The organism is Microbacterium sp. NPDC089321 (assembly GCF_040684935.1).
GTDB lineage: Bacteria > Actinomycetota > Actinomycetes > Actinomycetales > Microbacteriaceae > Microbacterium.
Genome location: NZ_JBFBGX010000002.1, coordinates 256682 through 274380, shown reverse-complemented (window position 1 = coordinate 274380; position 17699 = coordinate 256682). Strand labels below are relative to the sequence as shown.

15 protein-coding genes are annotated in these 17699 nt (G+C 68.0%); 6 read left to right on the top strand and 9 right to left on the bottom strand.

Features of this window, described 5'->3' with window-relative positions:
• The first annotated feature begins 33 nt into the window (after positions 1-33).
• From AB0N59_RS09295 to AB0N59_RS09275, 5 genes are read left to right on the top strand one after another with little or no spacing between them, the layout of a single operon-like run.
• On the top strand, positions 34-1443 hold the full coding sequence (locus AB0N59_RS09295) for an O-antigen ligase family protein (RefSeq protein ID WP_363481958.1): 1410 nt from the start codon (positions 34-36) through the stop codon (positions 1441-1443).
• Positions 1440-2747, top strand: a complete 1308-nt coding sequence (locus AB0N59_RS09290; RefSeq protein WP_363481955.1) for an O-antigen ligase family protein — start codon at positions 1440-1442, stop codon at positions 2745-2747. The genes AB0N59_RS09295 and AB0N59_RS09290 overlap by 4 nt, the downstream gene beginning before the upstream one ends.
• Positions 2748-2807: 60 nt before the next feature.
• A complete protein-coding gene (locus AB0N59_RS09285) occupies positions 2808-4718 on the top strand; it encodes a glycosyltransferase (RefSeq protein WP_363481952.1) in 1911 nt (636 codons plus the stop codon).
• Positions 4715-5674 (top strand): glycosyltransferase family 2 protein, encoded by a 960-nt coding sequence (locus AB0N59_RS09280; RefSeq protein WP_363481949.1) that lies wholly within the window; start codon positions 4715-4717, stop codon positions 5672-5674. The genes AB0N59_RS09285 and AB0N59_RS09280 overlap by 4 nt, the downstream gene beginning before the upstream one ends.
• Positions 5671-6309 carry a hypothetical protein gene (locus tag AB0N59_RS09275; RefSeq protein WP_363481947.1) on the top strand — a complete coding sequence of 213 codons (639 nt, stop codon included), beginning with the start codon at positions 5671-5673 and terminating at the stop codon, positions 6307-6309. Before AB0N59_RS09280 ends, AB0N59_RS09275 begins: the two co-directional genes overlap by 4 nt.
• A gap of 48 nt (positions 6310-6357) precedes the next feature.
• On the opposite strand, the gene AB0N59_RS09270 is transcribed toward AB0N59_RS09275, so the two are convergent.
• From AB0N59_RS09270 to glf, 3 genes are read right to left on the bottom strand one after another with little or no spacing between them, the layout of a single operon-like run.
• Positions 6358-7095 (bottom strand): ABC transporter ATP-binding protein, encoded by a 738-nt coding sequence (locus tag AB0N59_RS09270; RefSeq protein ID WP_363481944.1) that lies wholly within the window; start codon positions 7093-7095, stop codon positions 6358-6360.
• Positions 7095-7910 (bottom strand): ABC transporter permease, encoded by an 816-nt coding sequence (locus AB0N59_RS09265; protein ID WP_363481941.1) that lies wholly within the window; start codon positions 7908-7910, stop codon positions 7095-7097. Before AB0N59_RS09265 ends, AB0N59_RS09270 begins: the two co-directional genes overlap by 1 nt.
• A 1-nt stretch (position 7911) precedes the next feature.
• Positions 7912-9060 carry a UDP-galactopyranose mutase gene (gene glf, locus AB0N59_RS09260; RefSeq protein WP_363481938.1) on the bottom strand — a complete coding sequence of 383 codons (1149 nt, stop codon included), beginning with the start codon at positions 9058-9060 and terminating at the stop codon, positions 7912-7914.
• A gap of 199 nt (positions 9061-9259) precedes the next feature.
• Here glf and AB0N59_RS09255 point away from each other — a divergent pair, with 199 nt between their 5' ends.
• Complete coding sequence (locus AB0N59_RS09255; RefSeq protein WP_363481935.1) at positions 9260-10690, top strand: cell wall-binding repeat-containing protein; 1431 nt, start codon at positions 9260-9262, stop codon at positions 10688-10690.
• 43 nt (positions 10691-10733) lie between these two features.
• On the opposite strand, the gene AB0N59_RS09250 is transcribed toward AB0N59_RS09255, so the two are convergent.
• From AB0N59_RS09250 to AB0N59_RS09225, 6 genes are read right to left on the bottom strand one after another with little or no spacing between them, the layout of a single operon-like run.
• A complete protein-coding gene (locus AB0N59_RS09250) occupies positions 10734-11828 on the bottom strand; it encodes a hypothetical protein (protein WP_363481932.1) in 1095 nt (364 codons plus the stop codon).
• Complete coding sequence (locus AB0N59_RS09245; protein ID WP_363481929.1) at positions 11825-12955, bottom strand: glycosyltransferase family 2 protein; 1131 nt, start codon at positions 12953-12955, stop codon at positions 11825-11827. Before AB0N59_RS09245 ends, AB0N59_RS09250 begins: the two co-directional genes overlap by 4 nt.
• Before the next feature lie 14 nt (positions 12956-12969).
• Positions 12970-14265, bottom strand: coding sequence for a nucleotide sugar dehydrogenase (locus tag AB0N59_RS09240; RefSeq protein WP_363481926.1), 1296 nt, complete (start codon positions 14263-14265; stop codon positions 12970-12972).
• Between the two features lie 50 nt (positions 14266-14315).
• On the bottom strand, positions 14316-15377 hold the full coding sequence (wecB, locus tag AB0N59_RS09235; protein WP_363481923.1) for a UDP-N-acetylglucosamine 2-epimerase (non-hydrolyzing): 1062 nt from the start codon (positions 15375-15377) through the stop codon (positions 14316-14318).
• A 12-nt stretch (positions 15378-15389) separates the two neighbouring features.
• A complete protein-coding gene (locus tag AB0N59_RS09230) occupies positions 15390-16529 on the bottom strand; it encodes a hypothetical protein (protein WP_363481920.1) in 1140 nt (379 codons plus the stop codon).
• Positions 16526-17611 carry a glycosyltransferase family 4 protein gene (locus AB0N59_RS09225; protein WP_363481917.1) on the bottom strand — a complete coding sequence of 362 codons (1086 nt, stop codon included), beginning with the start codon at positions 17609-17611 and terminating at the stop codon, positions 16526-16528. The genes AB0N59_RS09230 and AB0N59_RS09225 overlap by 4 nt, the downstream gene beginning before the upstream one ends.
• Between the last annotated feature and the right edge of the window lie 88 nt (positions 17612-17699).

The window sequence follows — 17699 nt, the reverse complement described above, 5'->3', positions numbered from 1 at the left end:
GCGACGCCGGTCCGGCGCGATAGCCTGAACCCGATGGCCGTGTACACCAAGCATCCAGTCGCAGCTCTCCCGGCGGCGCCGCCGCGGGAGACGACCGCGCACCTGATGGTGCGCGCGTACAGCGTGCTCTCGCTGTTCTGCGTCTTCGGCCACACCGCCGTCTACAACCTCGTCGGGCCCGTCGGATCGGGCATCCTGCTCGTCGTCCTCAGCGCAGGAGCACTGGCGATCTGGATTCCGGCGGTGGTGGCGCAGCGTCCGACCAGGTTCCCCTGGCGCCGGCTGCCGTGGGCCGCTCTCGGCTATGCGGCCCTGGCCCTCGTCTCCACGCTGTGGTCGCGCTGGCCCGCAGCCACCCTGCTCACCTGGTCGCTTCTCGCAGCCATCACGGTCACCGCGCTGCTCGTGGCGACCATGCTGACCTGGCAGGAGATCGCGCGAGCCCTCTCCACGGCGCTGAAGGTCATCCTCGGTCTCTCGCTCGCGATCGAGCTGTGGGTGGCCCTGGTGCTCAGGCACCCGCTGCTGCCCAACTTCGTCGACCTCCCCGACGGCAAGGTCGATCCTCATCTCTACTGGGTGCGCGGCAACCTCTTCGACGGCGGGCGCATCCAGGGCGTGGTCGGCAACGCCCACACTCTCGCGATGATGTGCCTGTTCGCCCTGATCGTCTTCGGCGTGCTCTACGCGACGCAGGTGCGCCGCCGCACGATGCTGATCGTCTGGGCAGCGCTCGCCGTCGTCCTGCTGGTCAAGGCGGCCTCGGCGACGGTGTACCTGAGCATCGCGGTCGTCGTCGCCGTTCTGATCGCGGCGCTGATCGCCCGCGTCACCCGACGACGCGGTCCGCTGTACCTCGGGTTCGGTGTCGTGGCCGTCCTCGGCGTCGCGACAGCGGTGGTGCTGCGCGACAACCTGCTGGCGCTTCTCGGCAAGGGGTCCGACCTGACCGGCCGCATCGAGATCTGGCAGGCCGTCTGGGATCGGGCGATCACCCGCCCGGTGCTCGGCAACGGCTTCTCGTCGCCCTGGGTGCCGTGGGATCCGGCGTTCGACGGCTGGATCCTCAACCACGGCCTGACCGTCTTCCACGCCCATGACATGTGGCTCGACGTCTTCCTGCAGCTCGGCGTCGTGGGAGTGATCCTGATGGCCGTCGCCTGGCTCGCCCTGACCTGGCGGGCGTGGTTCTTTGCCGTCGACCGTCCTCGATGGGACCTCGACGCCGAGCGGCCCTACTCCCCCCTGTCCCTCCTGCCGGTGCTGCTCGTGGCCGTGCTGCTCGTGGAGGGGCTCGCGGAATCCGCGCCGATCATGCTGTGGGGCTGGCTGCTGCTCATCCTCCTGTCGTTCAAGATGAAGGCGGTGCCCCTCATCGGCGTCGGCGTCGGCGAGCGCACTCCTGTCATCTCGCACGGTCCGCAGTCCCGGCAGGTGCCATGACGCCGCGGCGATACATCGTCTCGCTGCTCGGCACGGCGCTGTTCGCGCGCGCGTACACCCTGACCGCCCTGACCGCCGCGTTCACCTCGGTGCTCATCGAGCGGATGATGTCGCCGGTGAGTCTCGCCGTGATCATCGGCACCCTCGCCCTTCTGGGCCTCGCCGTGCTCGTCGTGCGCCGAGAGGAGCTGACGCTGCTCCGCTTCGCGCCGACGTCGCTGCTCGGCTTCCTGGCGCTCGCCCTGATCAGTGCACTGTGGTCGTCGGATCGCACCGGCACGATCGCGGGCTGGATCACCCTGTTCGGCTACGCGCTGATCGCCATCACGATCGGTCATGTACGCGACACACTGCAGACGGTTCGCGCCATCGGCGACACCCTCCGCTGGCTGCTGAGCATCTCGCTCGGTCTGGAGATCCTCTCGGGCATCCTGCTCGACACACCGTTCACGGCGCTGGGGATCCAGGGCAACCTCGCCGCGGGCGGACCGATCCAGGGAGTCTTCGGCACCCGCAACATGCTCGGATTCATCGCGGTGGTCGCGCTGATCACCTTCGTCATCGAGTGGCGCACGCAATCGATCGGCCGGGTCGCGGGGATCCTGTCGGTGGCTCTGGGCGGATTCCTCGCCCTGCTCTCGGCATCGCCCTCGGTCGTCGTGCTGGCCGCAGCGGTCGGAGTGGCCACCACCGCGCTGACGATCGTCCGGCACACCTCGGCCCATCGGCGCGCAGCCATGCAATGGGTCCTGGGCGGCCTGGTGGTCGCCGGGCTGATCGTCGCGTTCGCGCTGCGACACCAGATCATCCGCCTTCTCGACGCAGGCTCCGACTTCTCGACCCGCGCGGACCTGTGGAACATGATGCTCGACTTCATCGCCGAGCGACCCATCACCGGCTACGGCTGGTTCGGCCCCTGGCCTCGCGGCGAATACCCCTTCACGTACATCAACTTCCAGCTCTCCGATCACCACCAGTCTGCACTCAACGCCTACTTCGACACTCTGCTGCAGCTCGGCTGGGCCGGCCTCGCTCTCTTCCTCGTTCTGGGCGGCGTGGCGATCGTGCGCTCATGGCTCGTGGCCAGCGTGCGTCGTTCGGTCGTCTATGCCTGGACGCCCCTGGTACTCATGACCCTGGCCGTCGAGTCGATGTTCGAGAGCTTCGCGCTCACCGGGATCGGCTGGCTGCTGCTCGTCCTGTGCGCCCTGCGGGCCGGGCAGACCCGGTCGTGGCGCGAGAGCATCGACTCGGCGCAGACGGGCGCCATCCCGACGCTCGGGCCGGAGCACGGACGCAGCTGAGCCACCAGCGGCGGGGTGGTCACCGGAGTTCCCAAGGCGCGACCGGTAGGCTTTCCCCTCGTGACCCACGTGCTGCAGAACGTCGTCTTCCCGCTCGACCGCGACCCCGACCTGCTTCCTCTGTACGCGGACCCCGAGACCTGGTCGGTCATCGACGAAGAGCCCGTTCGGGTGTCGAATCGGGCGCACCTGGGCAACATCCTCGGGCGTCACCGCGCGCGTATCGTCTCGGGTCGCCGAGTGTCGCTGGGCACGTACTTCAACGCCTTCCCCGCCTCGTACTGGCAGCACTGGACGAGTGTCCGCGAGGTGCGCCTGACCGTTCAGACCGCAGGACCGGCCACGGTGCTCGTGTATCGATCGAACGGTCAGGGCGTTCGCCAGCGCATCGACACACGAGAGGTGAGCGGTCACGCCACGACCTCCTTCGATCTGTCGCTCACCGAGTACAGCGACGGCGGCTGGATCTGGTTCGATGTGGTCGCCGATGAGAAGCACGCGGTGCTCGAAGGCGCTCAGTGGACCACCGAGCAGGAGCCGGTGCGCGACGGCAAGGCGTCACTGGGGATCACCACCTACAACAAGCCCGACTACTGCGTCGAGACGCTGAACGCGCTGGCTGCATCACCCGACGCGCTGGAGTTCGTCGATCGCATCTTCCTCATCGACCAGGGCACCCAGCTCGTGGCGGAGCAGGAGGGCTACGACGAGGTCGCCGAGCGCCTCGGAGACACGCTGCAGGTCATCCGTCAGCCGAACCTCGGCGGCTCCGGGGGCTTCGCGCGATCCATGCATGAGACCCTTCAGCGTCCGGAGAGCGATTTCGTGCAGCTGCTCGACGACGACGTGCGTCTGGAGCCCGAATCGCTGCGGCGATCGATCGTGTTCGCACGCTACGCGACGACCCCGGCCCTCGTCGGCGGGCACATGTTCGACCTGCTCGACCGCCCCAAGCTGCATGGCTGGGCGGAAGTCGTCGACGAGCACCCCTTCATGTGGCGCAACCTCTACCAGGAGAAGATGCCGCACGACTTCGGCGCCGCCAACCTGCGGCAGTCTCCGCTGCTGCACATGCGCATGGATGCCGACTACAACGGATGGTGGATGTGCCTCATCCCGCTCGAGGCGATCCGCGAGGTCGGGCTCTCGCTGCCCGCCTTCATCAAGTGGGACGATGCCGAGTTCTGTCTGAGAGCCGGCGAGGCCGGATTCCCGACCGTGTCGCTTCCTGGCGTCGCGCTCTGGCACGTCTCGTGGGTGAACAAGGACGACACCATCGACTGGCAGGCGTACTTCCACGCCCGCAACCGCATCGTCGCAGGCCTGCTGCACTCGAACGCGCCTCAGGGCGGACGGCTGCTCAAGCACAGCCTTCGCGTCGACCTCAAGCATCTGATGATGATGCAGTACTACCCCGTCGCCCTGCGTGCGCGTGCGCTGCACGACGTGCTGTCGGGGCCCGCTCACATGAAGCAGAACCTCGCGACCGCGATGCCTGCTGCGCGCAAGCTCGCCGCGGAGTTCCCCGAGACCGTCGTGCACCGCGACCCCAGCCGCGTGCTGCACTCGCGAAGGGGGCGGCAGGTGTTCAAGCGGATGAAGCAGCACGAGTACGACAGTCCGACGGGGCTGCGGCTGCGCTGGTTCACCCTCCGCACGCTGGTCGCCCACTGGCTGCGCACTCCGGACCCCGCCAACGTGATGCAGCCCGAGGTGGAGTTCGGCAAGGGTGACGCGCACTGGTGGCGTGTACCGCTGCACGACAGTGTGCTGGTGAGCTCGGCCGACGGTTCGGGCAAGAACGTCTACACGCGCGACCGCGCGCAGTACCGCCGGATGCTGACCGAGAGCATCGCACTCCACCGGAAGCTCCGACGCAACTGGTCGAAGCTGCAGTCCGAGTACCGCGCGGCCCTCCCCGAGCTCGTCTCCGATGACTCGTGGCGCACGATCTTCGAGGAGCAGGCATGACCGCAACAGGTTTCGATCCGTCCACCGCGGCGATCGTCATCGTGACCTACAACCGCTCGCACCTGCTGACCGGTCTGCTCACCAGCATCCGCTCGATGGATCCGAAGCCGGGCCGGGTCGTCATCGTCGACAACGCTTCCGCCGACGACACGACGGACGTGGTCGAGTCGTTCCGGGACAGCATCGGCAGCGAGATCGTCTATCGCCGCCTCGAGACCAACACCGGTGGTTCCGGCGGGTTCAGCGAGGGCATGCGCACGGCGTACGACCTCGGGGCGGAGTGGATCTGGATGATGGACGACGACGTCGAGGTCATTCCGGACGGCCTGGCGAAGATGGGCCGCTGGTCGCGCCGGTTCAAGAGCATCCAGGGCCGCCGGTACGACTACGACGGCAGCGAGTTCTACTGGCAGTACCGCATCGCCGAGCGCATGGGCATCCCGATCCCGTTCGCGCCGTCGAAGTTCGATTCCTCGGGCTTCAAGCAGATGAACAGCGGCTGCTTCGAGGGCATGTTCATCCACCGCTCCATCGTCGAGCGGATCGGCCTGCCCGACCCGCGCTTCTTCATCTACTGGGACGACCAGATGTACGGCTGGCTGGCGTCGCGGCTGACGACCGCCGTGATCGTCGACGAGTTCGTGCTTCGCCGCACCCGCGAGATCAAGCAGTGGGACATGGGCATCCGCCACATGAACGCGTCGAGCAACGCGTACCGCTACTACATCATGCGCAACCGTGCGTACATCAAGCACTATTACCGCGCCCACAACGCGTACAGCCCTGTGCTGTTCGCCCTGGGGACGACCGCCACCTTCGTCAAGGAGCTGATCCGCCTGTTCTTCGTCGAGCGCACCGTGCGCGGCACGAGCAACCTGTTCCGGGGCCTGCGGGACGGCGCGCGGATCAGCCGTGATCGAACCTGGCGCCCGATGCCTGCGCTGGCGGGGCGATGACCGAACCGCAGCCCGAGTACGTCTGGGCCTTCCCCGAAGAGACTCCTCGCCGTTCGCGCATGTGGCTGATGATCGGCCTCGCCGTGGCCGCGATCGCCGTGGCGACCGCGGTCGTCCTCGCCGTCGTGCGACCGTGGGAGACCGCCGCGGAGCCGTCCTCCTCGTCCACCGTGTCTCCCACGCCCTCGGTTCCGCCGTCCTCCTCCCCCTCGGCCTCGCCGACGCCACTGACGAGCCCCACGCCTTCGAGCACCCCGACGCCCGCGCCGTCCACGGAACCGCCTGCACCGACGTCGCCGCCAGCGCCGCCGGCACCGTCGGACCCGGCGCTCCCGGTCTTCCGCGACAAGGTCCAGCCCAGGCTCGATGACGCGGCAACGGGCCTGACCTATGCGCAGGACGCCTCCGGCGAAGAAGGCGTGCAGATCGCGGATCAGCTGCGAGATGACGCCGGCCGGCTGTCGGACGTGGTGCCCCCGACCTCCATCGCTCGCGCGTGGCGAGCGGGCGTGCAGGACTACGCTCAGGCTCTTGACGCCTTGCGGGCGGCCTTCGCGCAGGGTGGGTCGACGAGCAGCCAGATCTCGACCGCGCGCGCGAAGCTGGCAGCTCTGAACGATCTCATCGACGGCTGAGGCTCGGCCGGCGATGCCCCACCGCGCCCACCGGCGCGGTGGGATGCCTCACGACGTTCCGTGATCGGCGTTGTAGCGGTCGAGGACGGCGTCGATGGGGCCGTCCATCGCCAGCTGCCCCTTGTCGAGGTACAGTCCTCGACGGCAGAAGCGACGGAGGTCGCGTTCGTTGTGGCTGACGAAGAAGAGAGTCCGGCCTTCGGCGAGCAGCTCGTCCATGCGCTTGTAGCACTTGTCGCGGAAGGCCTTGTCGCCGACGGCCAGCACCTCGTCGACCAGCAGTATCGGCTCGTCGAGCTGAGACACCACCGAGAAGGCGAGACGCACCTTCATGCCGTTGGAGAGGTGCTTGTACGGCGTCTCCTGGAAATCCTCGAGTTCGGCGAAGGCGATCATCTCGTCGTAGCGGCGGGCGACTTCAGCCTTGGACATGCCGTGCAGACCTGCCGTGAGCCGCACGTTCTCACGCACGGTCAGATCACCCACGAACCCGCCGGTGAGCTCGATCAGCGGTGCCACTCCGCCGTTCACCCGCACGCTGCCCTCGTCGGGGAGCAGAACTCCTGCCACGAGACGAAGAAGAGTGGACTTCCCCTGGCCGTTGCGGCCCACGACGCCGATCGACTCACCGGGGGCGACGTCGAAGGAGACGCCCCGCAGGGCCCAGAACTCCCCTGGCCGAGCGCGCCGGCTCGCACCGGCGAAGATGTCCTTGAAGTTCCGGGTTCCCCGGCGGTTGCGGCGGAACCGCACCCCGAGCCCGTCGACCTGGATCGCAGCGGTCATCACAGTCCCTTCAGGACGGGGCGCTCGAGCTTGCGGAACACCCACACTCCCAGCACCAGGATGATCAGGCTCATCGCGACGCTGATCAACACGGTGCGGCCGTCCCACATGTCGGGGAAGAACGCCATCCGGTACAGGGTGAAGATGCCGGCCAGCGGATTGAACGGCGCGAGGTCGCGCAGCACGCCCGGGATGTCCTGCACGGAGTAGATGATCGGGGAGGCGTAGAACAGGGCGCGCATGATGAGCGCGGTGGTTCTCTCCAGATCGGTGTACAGCGCGCAGAGCGGAGCGACGAGCAGACCCAGACCGGTGAGCAGGACCGCCTGGAGAGCGATCGCCACGGGGAGCCACAGGATGCCCCACCCCACATGGGCGACGTTGTCCCCCTCACCCCAGATCCACGTGCCGATGACGAAGACGATCAGGACCGGCATCGAGAAGAGGAACTCGATGCCCTTCGAGAGCACCGGGCGCATCACCCAGATCGACCGGGGAATCGCGGTCGATCTCACGAGGCGGGCGTCCTTCTTGAACGCGCGGGTGAAATCGGTCACGGCGGTCTGGAACCACACCCACGGGAGCAGTGCCGCGATCAGGAACACGATGTAGGGCTGCGCGCCGATCGAGCCTCGATGGAAGATCACCGTGAACACGAACCAGTAGATCGCGCTCATGACCAGCGGATCGAGGATCGACCACAGGTAGCCGAGCGCGCTCGTGGAGTACCGGACCTTCAGGTCACGCGCAGACAGCAGCCACAGCGAGTGGAGGTAGCGCCGGGGAGTCCCCGCCGCTCCCACCGTCGTCGCCACGTCAGACGCTCTCGCCCGAGAGCTCGTTGCGCCACATCGACAGCGCAGACCCGATGGCCATGTGCATGTCGAGGTACTGGTACGTGCCGAGGCGACCGCCGAAGTGCACGTCGCGCTCGCCCTTGGCGAGCTCGCGGTACGCGAGCAGTCCGTCGCGGTCGGCCGAGGTGTTGACCGGGTAGTACGGCTCGTCGTCGCGGTTCGCGAAGCGAGAGAACTCGCGCATGATCACCGTCTTGTCGGAGTTGAAGATCTCCCGGCGCTCGGGGTGGAAGTGCTTGAACTCGTGGATGCGGGTGAACGGCACGTCGAGGTCGGGGTAGTTCATGACGCTGGTGCCCTGGAAGTCGGAGATGTTGAGCACCTCCTGCTCGAAGTCGAGCGTGCGCCAGCTGAGCTCTCCCTCGGCGTAGTCGAAGTAGCGGTCGACGGGGCCGGTGTACACCACGGGGAGCTGACCGACCGTGGCTCGCTTGTTCAGCGGCTGCGTCTCATCGAAGTAGTCGACGTCGAGCTTGACCTCGATGTTCGGGTGGTCGGCCATGCGCTCGAGCCAGGCGGTGTATCCGTCGGTCGGCAGGCCCTCCCACGTGTCGTTGAAGTAACGGTTGTCGTACGTGTAGCGCACCGGGAGCCGGCTGACGATGTCACCCGAGAGCTTCTGCGGGTCGGTCTGCCACTGCTTCGCCGTGTAGTCGCGGAAGAACGCCTCGAACAGCGGGCGCCCCACCAGGGCGATGCCCTTCTCCTCGAAGTTCTGTGCGGTCTTCACATCGAACTCGCCGGCCTGCTCCTTGACGAGTGCGCGGGCCTCGGAGGGCGAATATGCGGCGCTGAAGAACTGGTTGATCGTGCCGAGGTTCACCGGCATCGGGTACACGACGCTGTTGTGGTTCGTGTACACCCTGTGGACGTAATCGGTGAAGGTGGTGAAGCGGTTGACGTACTCCCACACCGTGGCATTCGAGGTGTGGAACAGGTGCGCGCCGTAACGGTGGACCTCGATGCCGGTCTCGGGCTCCGCCTCGCTGTAGGCGTTTCCGCCGATGTGCGCACGGCGGTCGATGACGGTGACCTTGCGGCCGGCTTCAGCGGCGCGCTCAGCGATGGTGAGGCCGAAGAAACCCGACCCGACGACGAGAAGATCCATGGGTCAATCGTATCGGTGGGTCGATGGGAGAACCCGCCGAGACGCGACCGGTCTTCATGCGGTGGAGCTCGGGAGGATCTCGAGGGGCGGGATATCCGCTTCTGAACGATGCGCTTGCGATACGCTCTGCTCACGGAAAGCAACGACGCGGACGAATCCCGACGCGGCGACCATGCGCCGTTCTGTCAAAGGAGATTCGATGTCGGCTTTCATCCGCCGCCCAGCGATCGCGGCCATCGCCGCCATCGCAGCCCTTTCCCTTTCCCTTCCGCTCGCAGCCGCAGGTGCGGACGAGCCCGCACTGCCGAACGTCGGAGCCTCGGCCGAGGCGGGCGACGCCCAGCCGGGTCCGCGGTTCCGCGATGCGGCTGCGCATGCGCCCGCGAGCGACGCGCCCTCGCGGTCCAGCCGCACGTCGGCCGCACTCGCCGCAGTGCCTGGCCCGGTGCAGCAGATCAGCGCTGTCGAGATCAGCTCGACCACCGCGCTCATCAGCTGGCAGCAGCCGGTCGCCGACCCCGCAGTGACCGGCTATCAGCTGCAGCTGCTGCTCGGCGACACGGTGATCGACGAGGCCGCGTGGAACACGGAGACCACGGCGTGGATCGAGGGGCTGGATCCCGACACGGAGTACGGCGTGCGGATCGCCGCGGTGAGTGACGCGGGCACCGGCGAGCTGTCTGCGCTGTACACCTTCACCACGACGCACAATTCCGTCCAGCGCATCTTCGGTGCGGATCGTTATGAGACCGCCGTCCGCGTCTCGCAGGACGCGTTCCCGTTCTCGGGCATCAACGCCGCCTTCCTCGCCGGCGGACGGAACTTCCCCGACGCACTTGCTGCGGCCGCTGTCGCCGGCTCGTTCGGTGGCCCGGTGCTTCTCACCCTGCCGAACTCGATCAGCGCGTCGGCACTGGAAGAGCTGCAGGCACTGGAGCCGGATTACGTCTTCGGAGCCGGAGGCTCGAGCGTGATCAGCTCGAAGGTGTTCACCCAGGCAGCGGCGGCCGCGACCCTCGATTCCCATCAGTTCGCGGGCGCGAATCGCTACGACACCGCCGCGCAGATGACGGGATTCTGGGACGCCGCCGACACTGTCTATCTCGCCAGCGGCACGAACTACCCTGACGCACTGGCGGGCGCGGCGGCGGCCGGCTTCACCCAGGCGCCGATCCTGCTGGCGAAGCAGACCGCACTCCCCGGCGAGACCGCTGCGGCGCTGCGAGCGCTGAAGCCGTCACGCATCGTCGCACTGGGCGGCACCGGAGCCATCAGCGACAGCGTTCTGAAGAGCGCTCGCCTGTCGACCGGGGTCTCCACCAACACCTCACGCTGGTCAGGTGCATCGCGCTACGAGACGGCCGTCGCGGTCTCGAAGAACACATTCACCGACACGCGCGTGCCCGTCGTGTACGTCGCCAGCGGCCGCAACTTCGCCGATGCCCTCGCCGGTGCGGCGGCAGGCGGCGCGCTCGGCGGTCCGGTGCTGCTCACGCTGCCCGACTCGATCTCGCCTGTCACCCTCGCCGAGATCAAGCGTCTCGATCCCGTTCGCGTGGTGGTGCTCGGCGGCTCGTCGGTCATCAGCGACGGCGTTCTCGATCAGATCGACTCCGTCTTCACGGACTGACCCCGGCGTGCGGTGCCCCGGCGTGCGGTGAACGAAGGCGCGCTCACGGCGAGTACGACGCATGGATCAGGAGATATGCGCCGTACCACGCCGACATGAGAGCTGCAGCCGTCAAGACGATCAGCGCAGTCGCACGCCGGGCCCGCGCAAGAGTGTGTGCGAGCGGGACGAGAAGGGTGAATGCGGGCAGGATCAGCCGGGCCTTCGACTGGTAGTACCCGGCGGCCCCGAATGCGAGCACGACGACCAGCAGGCCGTACAGCTGCAGCTCCCAGCGCACGCGTTCTGCGGCGGAGACCGCCAGCAGCGTGATCGCGACCGCGATGATGACCGTGACGGTCAGCAGCTGCAGAGTGGTCTGTCCCGACAGCATCGTCCAGAAGGTCCGCGCGGTGTAGACCCCGCCGTCGAAAGTCGTGCCCCACCCTCGCTGCACCGCCAGCCAGCCGTCGATCCCGCCGGTGCGAGTGGACACCCATGCGATGTATCCCAGCCATCCCAGAGGCGAGAGCGCCCCTCCGATCCAGGCACGCCACGATCTGCCACGGGTGCGAACCAGCTCGATGATCGCCGCCAGGCCGACCACGGCGATCAGTGCGACCGCGGTGGCGCGAGTGAGACCGGCCAGGACGGTGAGCGCCCCCGCCAGAACCCACTGCCTGCCCAGCACGGCGAACAGCGCCCACGCGGCGAGGGCGGTGAAGAGCGATTCGGTATAGGCCATCGACTCGGTGATGGCGTGCGGCAGGGCGCCCCAGAGCACGGCGAGCATGGTGCCCATCGCCGGGCTGCCGAGCCGCCTTCCGATGAAGAAGAGCGCGATCGCACATGCGACACCCGCAGCCCAGCTGATGATCAGTGCTCCGGCAGGAATGCCGACGACCGCGCCGAGAGCGCGCGCGAGCAGCGGGAAGAGCGGGAAGAACGCGAGGTTGCTGGGCGTCGCAGAACCGTCGTCGTAGCCTTCCGCTGCGATGGTCAGCAGCGGACCGGCGTCGTACCTGGCCGTGAGGGAATGCCACAGGGCCGGCAAGGAGCGGCCTCCTGCCCACCACAGAGCGAGGAGGCCGAGAGCGCGAACCGCGACGTACCCCAGGGCCGCCGGAACGGCGGCGCGCAGCGCAGCCGCCGCGCTCACGCGTCTCCGCTTCGCGTCGACCGGTCAGCGACCTCGAGCGCGCGGGTGCTGCTGTCGGACGCACGGCGCGGGCGGTACACGACGAGTGAGTGGAATACGAAGCGCACGACGAAGGCGACGGCGAGTGTGGCGGCCGTGGCGACGGCGGCCGAGATGTGCCAGCTCTCGACGAGCAACGCCATGATGGGGATCCGGATCACCGCTTCGGCGTTGTTGAACAGGAAGGACTGACCGAACCGTCGCCAGAACGGCGAGGCCTCCGCTTTCATCTCCGAGAAGACGTATCGGTCGAGGATGAGGAAGTTGCCGACGATGGTCACCTCGGCGCCCACGATCGCAGCCCAGATGTACCCGACATCCAGGGCGGTGAGGGCCCACACTATGGCCACGTTGACGACGGCGCCGATGGCGCCGACGAGCGCGAAGGCCGGCATCTTGCCGAAGCGCAGCGAGGAGAGCTGACGCAGGAACCGAAGGCCTTGGCGGACGGACGCCTTGGACTCGCCGGCGTTGCGGTCGGCGAAGTCGAACGACACCTCCGCGATGCGCAGCGTGTGCCGGGCGAGGATCTCGAGGAGGATCTTGAATCCCTGCGGCCGCAGGGACGATCGGTCGATCGTCCGCAGGTCGACGAGGAAGAAGCCGGTCATCGGGTCGCTGCAGCCGTACAGCCGACGCGGGAACATCGCCTTCGTGAGCAGGGTCGATCCCCGCGAGACGGCGAGCCGGGTGAACCCGGCGAGGCCCGCTGCCGATCCCTCCCCCGAGTACCTCGAGGCGACCACCACGTCCGCGTCGCCCTGGTCGAATCGGTCGATCAGCTCAGCGATCACCTCGGGCGGATGCTGAAGATCGCCGTCCATGACCACGCAGACATCCGAGTTCGCGACCTCGAAGCCGCGCAGCACGGCACCCCCCAGGCCGCCGGCTGGACGATCCCGATGCAACAGCCGCACGGGGACCGCCGCCTCGGCCGCCACCCGTTCGATCTCGGCGGGGGTGTCGTCGGTCGAGTCGTCGACGAAGATCACCTCGGTGATGTTCTCGAGCGCACTGAGCCTCGCCACGAGGGGTGCCACGTTGGGACCCTCGTTGAAGGTGGGGATGATGACGGAGACTGCGACCAAGGGCTCGACTCGGCTCAGTTGGCCGTGCCGACGACGATGCGCGGCGTGCCGGCCCACAGTGCGGCGTCGCTGGCGTTGCGACCGTCGACGAGCAGTTTCACGCCCGGGATCTGTGCGGGACCGAGAGTCCGGTAGTCGGCGTGGTCGGTCTGCAGGATCGCGAGATCGGCTGCGTCGCCGACGGCGTACGGCTCGAAGCCGAGGCTGCGCAGCTCGTCATCGGTGTACAGCGGGTCGTGCACGAGGACGTCTGCTCCGCGGGCCTTGAGTGCGTCGACCGTCGGGAAGACCCCGGAGAACGCCGTCTCCTTCACTCCCCCTCGGTACGCCGCACCGAGCACGACCGCGCGCCGGCCCTTCAGAACGCCGAGGATGCTCTCGGCCTGTGCGACCAGGCGCTCCGGCATCGATGCGTTCAGCTGGCGGGCGACGCGCACGATGTCGGCGTCCGGATCGGTCGAGAGGTACAGCCGCGGGTAGACCGGGATGCAGTGGCCGCCGACGGCGATGCCGGGGCGGTGGATGTGGCTGTACGGCTGCGAGTTGCAGGCGTCGATGACCTTGTAGACATCGATCCCGTGGGAGGCGGCGAACAGGCCGAACTGGTTGGCGAGGCCGATGTTCACGTCGCGATACGTGGTCTCGGCGAGCTTCGCCATCTCCGACGCCTCGGTCGACCCGAGGTCCCAGACGCCGTTCGGCTGGTCGAGGTCCGGGCGCTCGTCGAACTGCAGCACAGCCTCGTAGAACTCCCGCGCACGGCGCGTGCCCTCCTCCGAGAGTGCGCCGATGAGCTTGGGGTACTTGCGCAGGTCTTCGAAGACGCGCCCCGTGAGAACGCGCTCCGGCGAGTACACGACGTGGAAGTCGGTGCCCTCGGTGAGACCGGATCCCTCTTCGAGCATCGGCTTCCAGCGCGTGCGCGTGGTGCCGACCGGCAGGGTCGTCTCGTACGACACGAGCGTGCCGGGCGTCAGGTGCTCGGCGAGCGACTTGGTCGCCGCGTCCATGTACTTGAAGTCGGGCTCCCACGTCTCGTCGTTGACGAACACGGGCGCCACGAGCACAACGGCATCCGCGCCGGGGATCGCCTCGGCGTAGTCGGTGGTCGCGCGGAGGCGCCCTGCCGGGATCAGCTCTTCGAGACGCTCCTGAAGGTGAGCCTCTCCGGGGAACGGCTCGGTGGCGGCGTTGATCAGATCGACGGCCTTCTGGTTGACGTCGACGCCGATCACCTCGTGACCGGAGGAGGCGAACTGGACGGCGAGTGGAAGGCCGATCTTTCCGAGGGCCACGACAGCAATACGCATGCCGTCCATTCTACGGGCGGACTCGCCGCGAGCCGCCCAGGAGCCGAGGTTCAGTCCCGCGAGAGCACGGCGACGACGCGCTCCGCCGCATGGCCGTCGCCGTAAGGCGCGGCGTCGGTGGGCTGCGGGCGCGGCCTGGTGACGCCCGCTGCGATCTCATCGGCGCTGCTCGCCAGCACGTTCCAGCCGAGCTGCACGGTCTCGACCCACTCGGTCTCCGTGCGCACGGTCGTGCATGGGACTCCCAGCAGGAACGCCTCCTTCTGCAGTCCCCCGGAGTCGGTGACGATGCCCGCACTGGACAGCGTCGCCGCGATCAGGTCGGGGTAGGCCAGGGGCGCGTGCGCCTGCAGCGATCCCTGGGTCAGTGCGATGCCGTGCGCGGATGCCTTCGCCACCACCCGCGGATGCGCCAGCAGGATGACCGGCTTGTCGAGTCGCGCGAGACCGTCCGCGACCTCAGCCAGGCGAGACGGATCGTCGGTGTTCTCGGCGCGGTGGATCGTCGCGACGTAGAACCCACCCGGCTCCAGCCCCAGCTCGTCCACGAGGGCGGACGGATTCCCGGATACGCGGTCTCGCACCTCGTAGAGCACATCCGTCATGACATCGCCGACCAGCACGGTGCGCGCAGCGAGCCCCTCTGCTGCGAGATGATCGACGGCGACCTGCGTCGGCGCCAGCAGCAGGTCGGCCGCATGGTCGGTCATCACGCGGTTGTGCTCTTCTGGCATCCGTCGGTTGAAGCTTCTCAGACCCGCCTCCAGATGTGCGACGGGGATGTGCATCTTCACGGCGCTCAGCGCAGCGGCGACGGTGGAGTTGGTGTCGCCGTAGACGAGAACCCAGTCCGGGCGATGCTCGTCGAACACCGCGTCGAGGGACGCGAGCATCGCTCCCGTCTGGACGCCGTGCGAGCCGCTGCCGACACCGAGATGCACGTCCGGCGTGCCGATGCCGAGGTCTTCGAAGAACACGTCGGAGAGCATCGGGTCGTAGTGCTGCCCGGTGTGCACGATCACATGCTCCACCCCGGCGGCCGTCGCGGCCTTGTGGATGGGAGCGAGCTTGACGAACTGCGGGCGTGCGCCCACGACGCTGACGATCTTCACGGTGTGTCCAGTCTACGAAGCGGCGACGAGTGGGCGGAGCATCGCGAGTGCGGCAGAAGCCTCGTGCTCGAAGCTGAGACGTTCCGCACTCGCATCGGACGCACGCTTGAATTCTCTGATCTGATCCGCGGTCAGGGAGCGGAGGGAGTCCGCGCATCCGCGCACGTCGAAGTCGTCGCTGATCACGCCCAGGCCGTGCTCCCGGACGACACGCTCCATCTCGACCGTCGGTCCGATCGCGAGTGCCAGCCTGCCCTGCACGTAGTCGAAGAGCTTGTTCGGCAGCGTCAGGCGTGCGTTGGTATGCACCGGCGGGATCCAGAAGACCCCCACGTCATATGCGTTCAGGGTGACAGGCAGCATGGCCGGGGGCACCGGGTCGTGGAAGACGATGCGGGTGTCATCGCCGGCGCGGTCCCGCAGCGACTTGAGGTACCTGCCGCCGTCCGCGGCCGGAACCAGGTACAGATCGAGGGTGAAGCGGTCATCCAGCATCCGGACCGCGTCGATCATGGCTTCCAGGTTGCGCCCATGAACCGCTCCCCCGCTGTGCACCAGGCGGATGCGATCGGGATCCACCTCGGACGGCGAAAGGTCCGCGAAGGGCGCGGCGTTGCGCATGACGTGCGGCGTGACGCCGAAGTCGCGCGCGTAGAGCTTGGCGATCTCCCCGCCCACCGTCGTCACAGCGGCTGCACGCGGCAGATACTTGCGGCACAGGTGGATCATGAACGGCGCGACGAGCAGGCGCCAGGAGAGCACATGCGTCCTCTCCTCCGGTGCCCACTCGTGCATGTCCGCCCAGACCGGCGCATCTCCCGCGACCGCGAAAGCGAGTCCGAGCACGCGGGCGTCGTTGGCGACCACGAGGTCGAATTCCCGGCCCCGCAGCTTGTCGAGAGCGTATGAGACGCCGGGGGCCGCCAGCTCGACCGCGTCGAATCGGCGCAGGCCGAGGTTGAGCACACCGCCGACGGTCTGCGGCAGCGACAGCCGGTCGTCGGGCACGCGGATGTGCTCCACGACCCCGTCAGGCTGTTCGTCGTAGCCCACGGTCACCACATCGCCGAGCTGGCGGAGGATGCTGATCTGACGCAGCACTCTCGCATCGCGCCGGATCGGCGAGAGCGAGATGCAGAGGATGCGGGTCATCGGCGGACCTCCTCGTAGATGGCTTCGAGCTGTCGAGCGCTCGAGACGAGACTGCGCTGCTGCACGACGAACGAGCGTGCTCTGCGGCCCATATCGCGACGCTCCTCGGTGGTCTGCGCGAGGGATTCCGCCAGTCGCTCCTGCAGCGCGGAGACGTCGCCCTCGGGTGCGAGCCACCCGGTCTCCCCCGCGGCCATCATCTCGGAGGTGCCGCCGCTGTCATAGGCGATGACGGGGACGCCGCACGCCTGCGCCTCCAGCAGCACCAGGCCCGCCGCCTCCCTGGCGCGACCGTTGACACGCGTGGGCAGCACCAGCGCATGGGCGGTGCGCAGCAGATCGCGCACCTCCGCGCTGGACCGGCCGCCGAGCACCCTCACGTGAGGCAGATCGCCCGCGACCCGCTCCACGGCAGCCCGCGCAGGCCCCTCGCCCACGAAGATCAGTTCGTGCGGACGGTCGTCGACGACGGCGCTCGACGCGGTCAGCAGGTCGAGGACCCCCTTCGTCTCGACCATGCGGCCGACGAAGAGCAGACGGCGAACCGGCGAGGGGTCGACGTCGTCGGCCGGAGTGAAGACGTCGGTGTCGATTCCCTGGTAATGCACCCGGATGCGTGCCGGATCGCCCCCGCCCTGCGCGATGACGCCGGCGATGTACTCACTCACCGCGAGAATGAGGTCGGCCCTGCGGTACGCGGCCTTCACCTCGCGCTGCATGGCCAGCAATGCCGGTCGTGCGCGGATACCCCGCTCGCCCAGGGGCGTCAGCGGAACGAACGCGTCTCCGCCGTGCATCGTGACGATGAGCGGCGCCTTGGCCCGGCGCGCCGCGGACACCGCGGCCCGCGCACCATAGGCGAAATGCTGGTGGATCACGTCAGGAGCCCACTGCGCGATCCGCTGCGCCGTGAATGGCCAGAGCAGCGCACCGATCTGCTCACGACGCCGGACGCCCAGTCCACGAGCAGCCGGGAGCACCCGCGGAAGCGTCTCCTCGAGCTCGACATCGTCGAGAGCCGAAGGATCGGTGATCTCGGCAGCGCCGGTGAAGATGCGCACTGCATGAGCACGTCGAAGCATCCGGGCATGGGAGACCGCGAAATACGTCGGGGGGATGAGGAGCGAGCCCTTCGTCACCGCTACGCGCATGTGTTCCTCTCCGGCGCCG

Excerpts from the sequence above, each read along its gene's own strand:
- AB0N59_RS09295 (WP_363481958.1), top strand. The coding sequence starts at position 34 with ATGGCCGTGTACACCAAGCATCCAGTCGCAGCTCTCCCGGCGGCGCCG.
- AB0N59_RS09290 (WP_363481955.1), top strand. The coding sequence starts at position 1,440 with ATGACGCCGCGGCGATACATCGTCTCGCTGCTCGGCACGGCGCTGTTC.
- AB0N59_RS09280 (WP_363481949.1), top strand. The coding sequence starts at position 4,715 with ATGACCGCAACAGGTTTCGATCCGTCCACCGCGGCGATCGTCATCGTG.
- AB0N59_RS09275 (WP_363481947.1), top strand. The coding sequence starts at position 5,671 with ATGACCGAACCGCAGCCCGAGTACGTCTGGGCCTTCCCCGAAGAGACT.
- AB0N59_RS09270 (WP_363481944.1), bottom strand. The coding sequence starts at position 7,095 with ATGACCGCTGCGATCCAGGTCGACGGGCTCGGGGTGCGGTTCCGCCGC.
- glf (WP_363481938.1), bottom strand. The coding sequence starts at position 9,060 with ATGGATCTTCTCGTCGTCGGGTCGGGTTTCTTCGGCCTCACCATCGCT.
- AB0N59_RS09255 (WP_363481935.1), top strand. The coding sequence starts at position 9,260 with ATGTCGGCTTTCATCCGCCGCCCAGCGATCGCGGCCATCGCCGCCATC.
- AB0N59_RS09240 (WP_363481926.1), bottom strand. The coding sequence starts at position 14,265 with ATGCGTATTGCTGTCGTGGCCCTCGGAAAGATCGGCCTTCCACTCGCC.
- AB0N59_RS09230 (WP_363481920.1), bottom strand. The coding sequence starts at position 16,529 with ATGACCCGCATCCTCTGCATCTCGCTCTCGCCGATCCGGCGCGATGCG.
- AB0N59_RS09225 (WP_363481917.1), bottom strand. The coding sequence starts at position 17,611 with ATGCTTCGACGTGCTCATGCAGTGCGCATCTTCACCGGCGCTGCCGAG.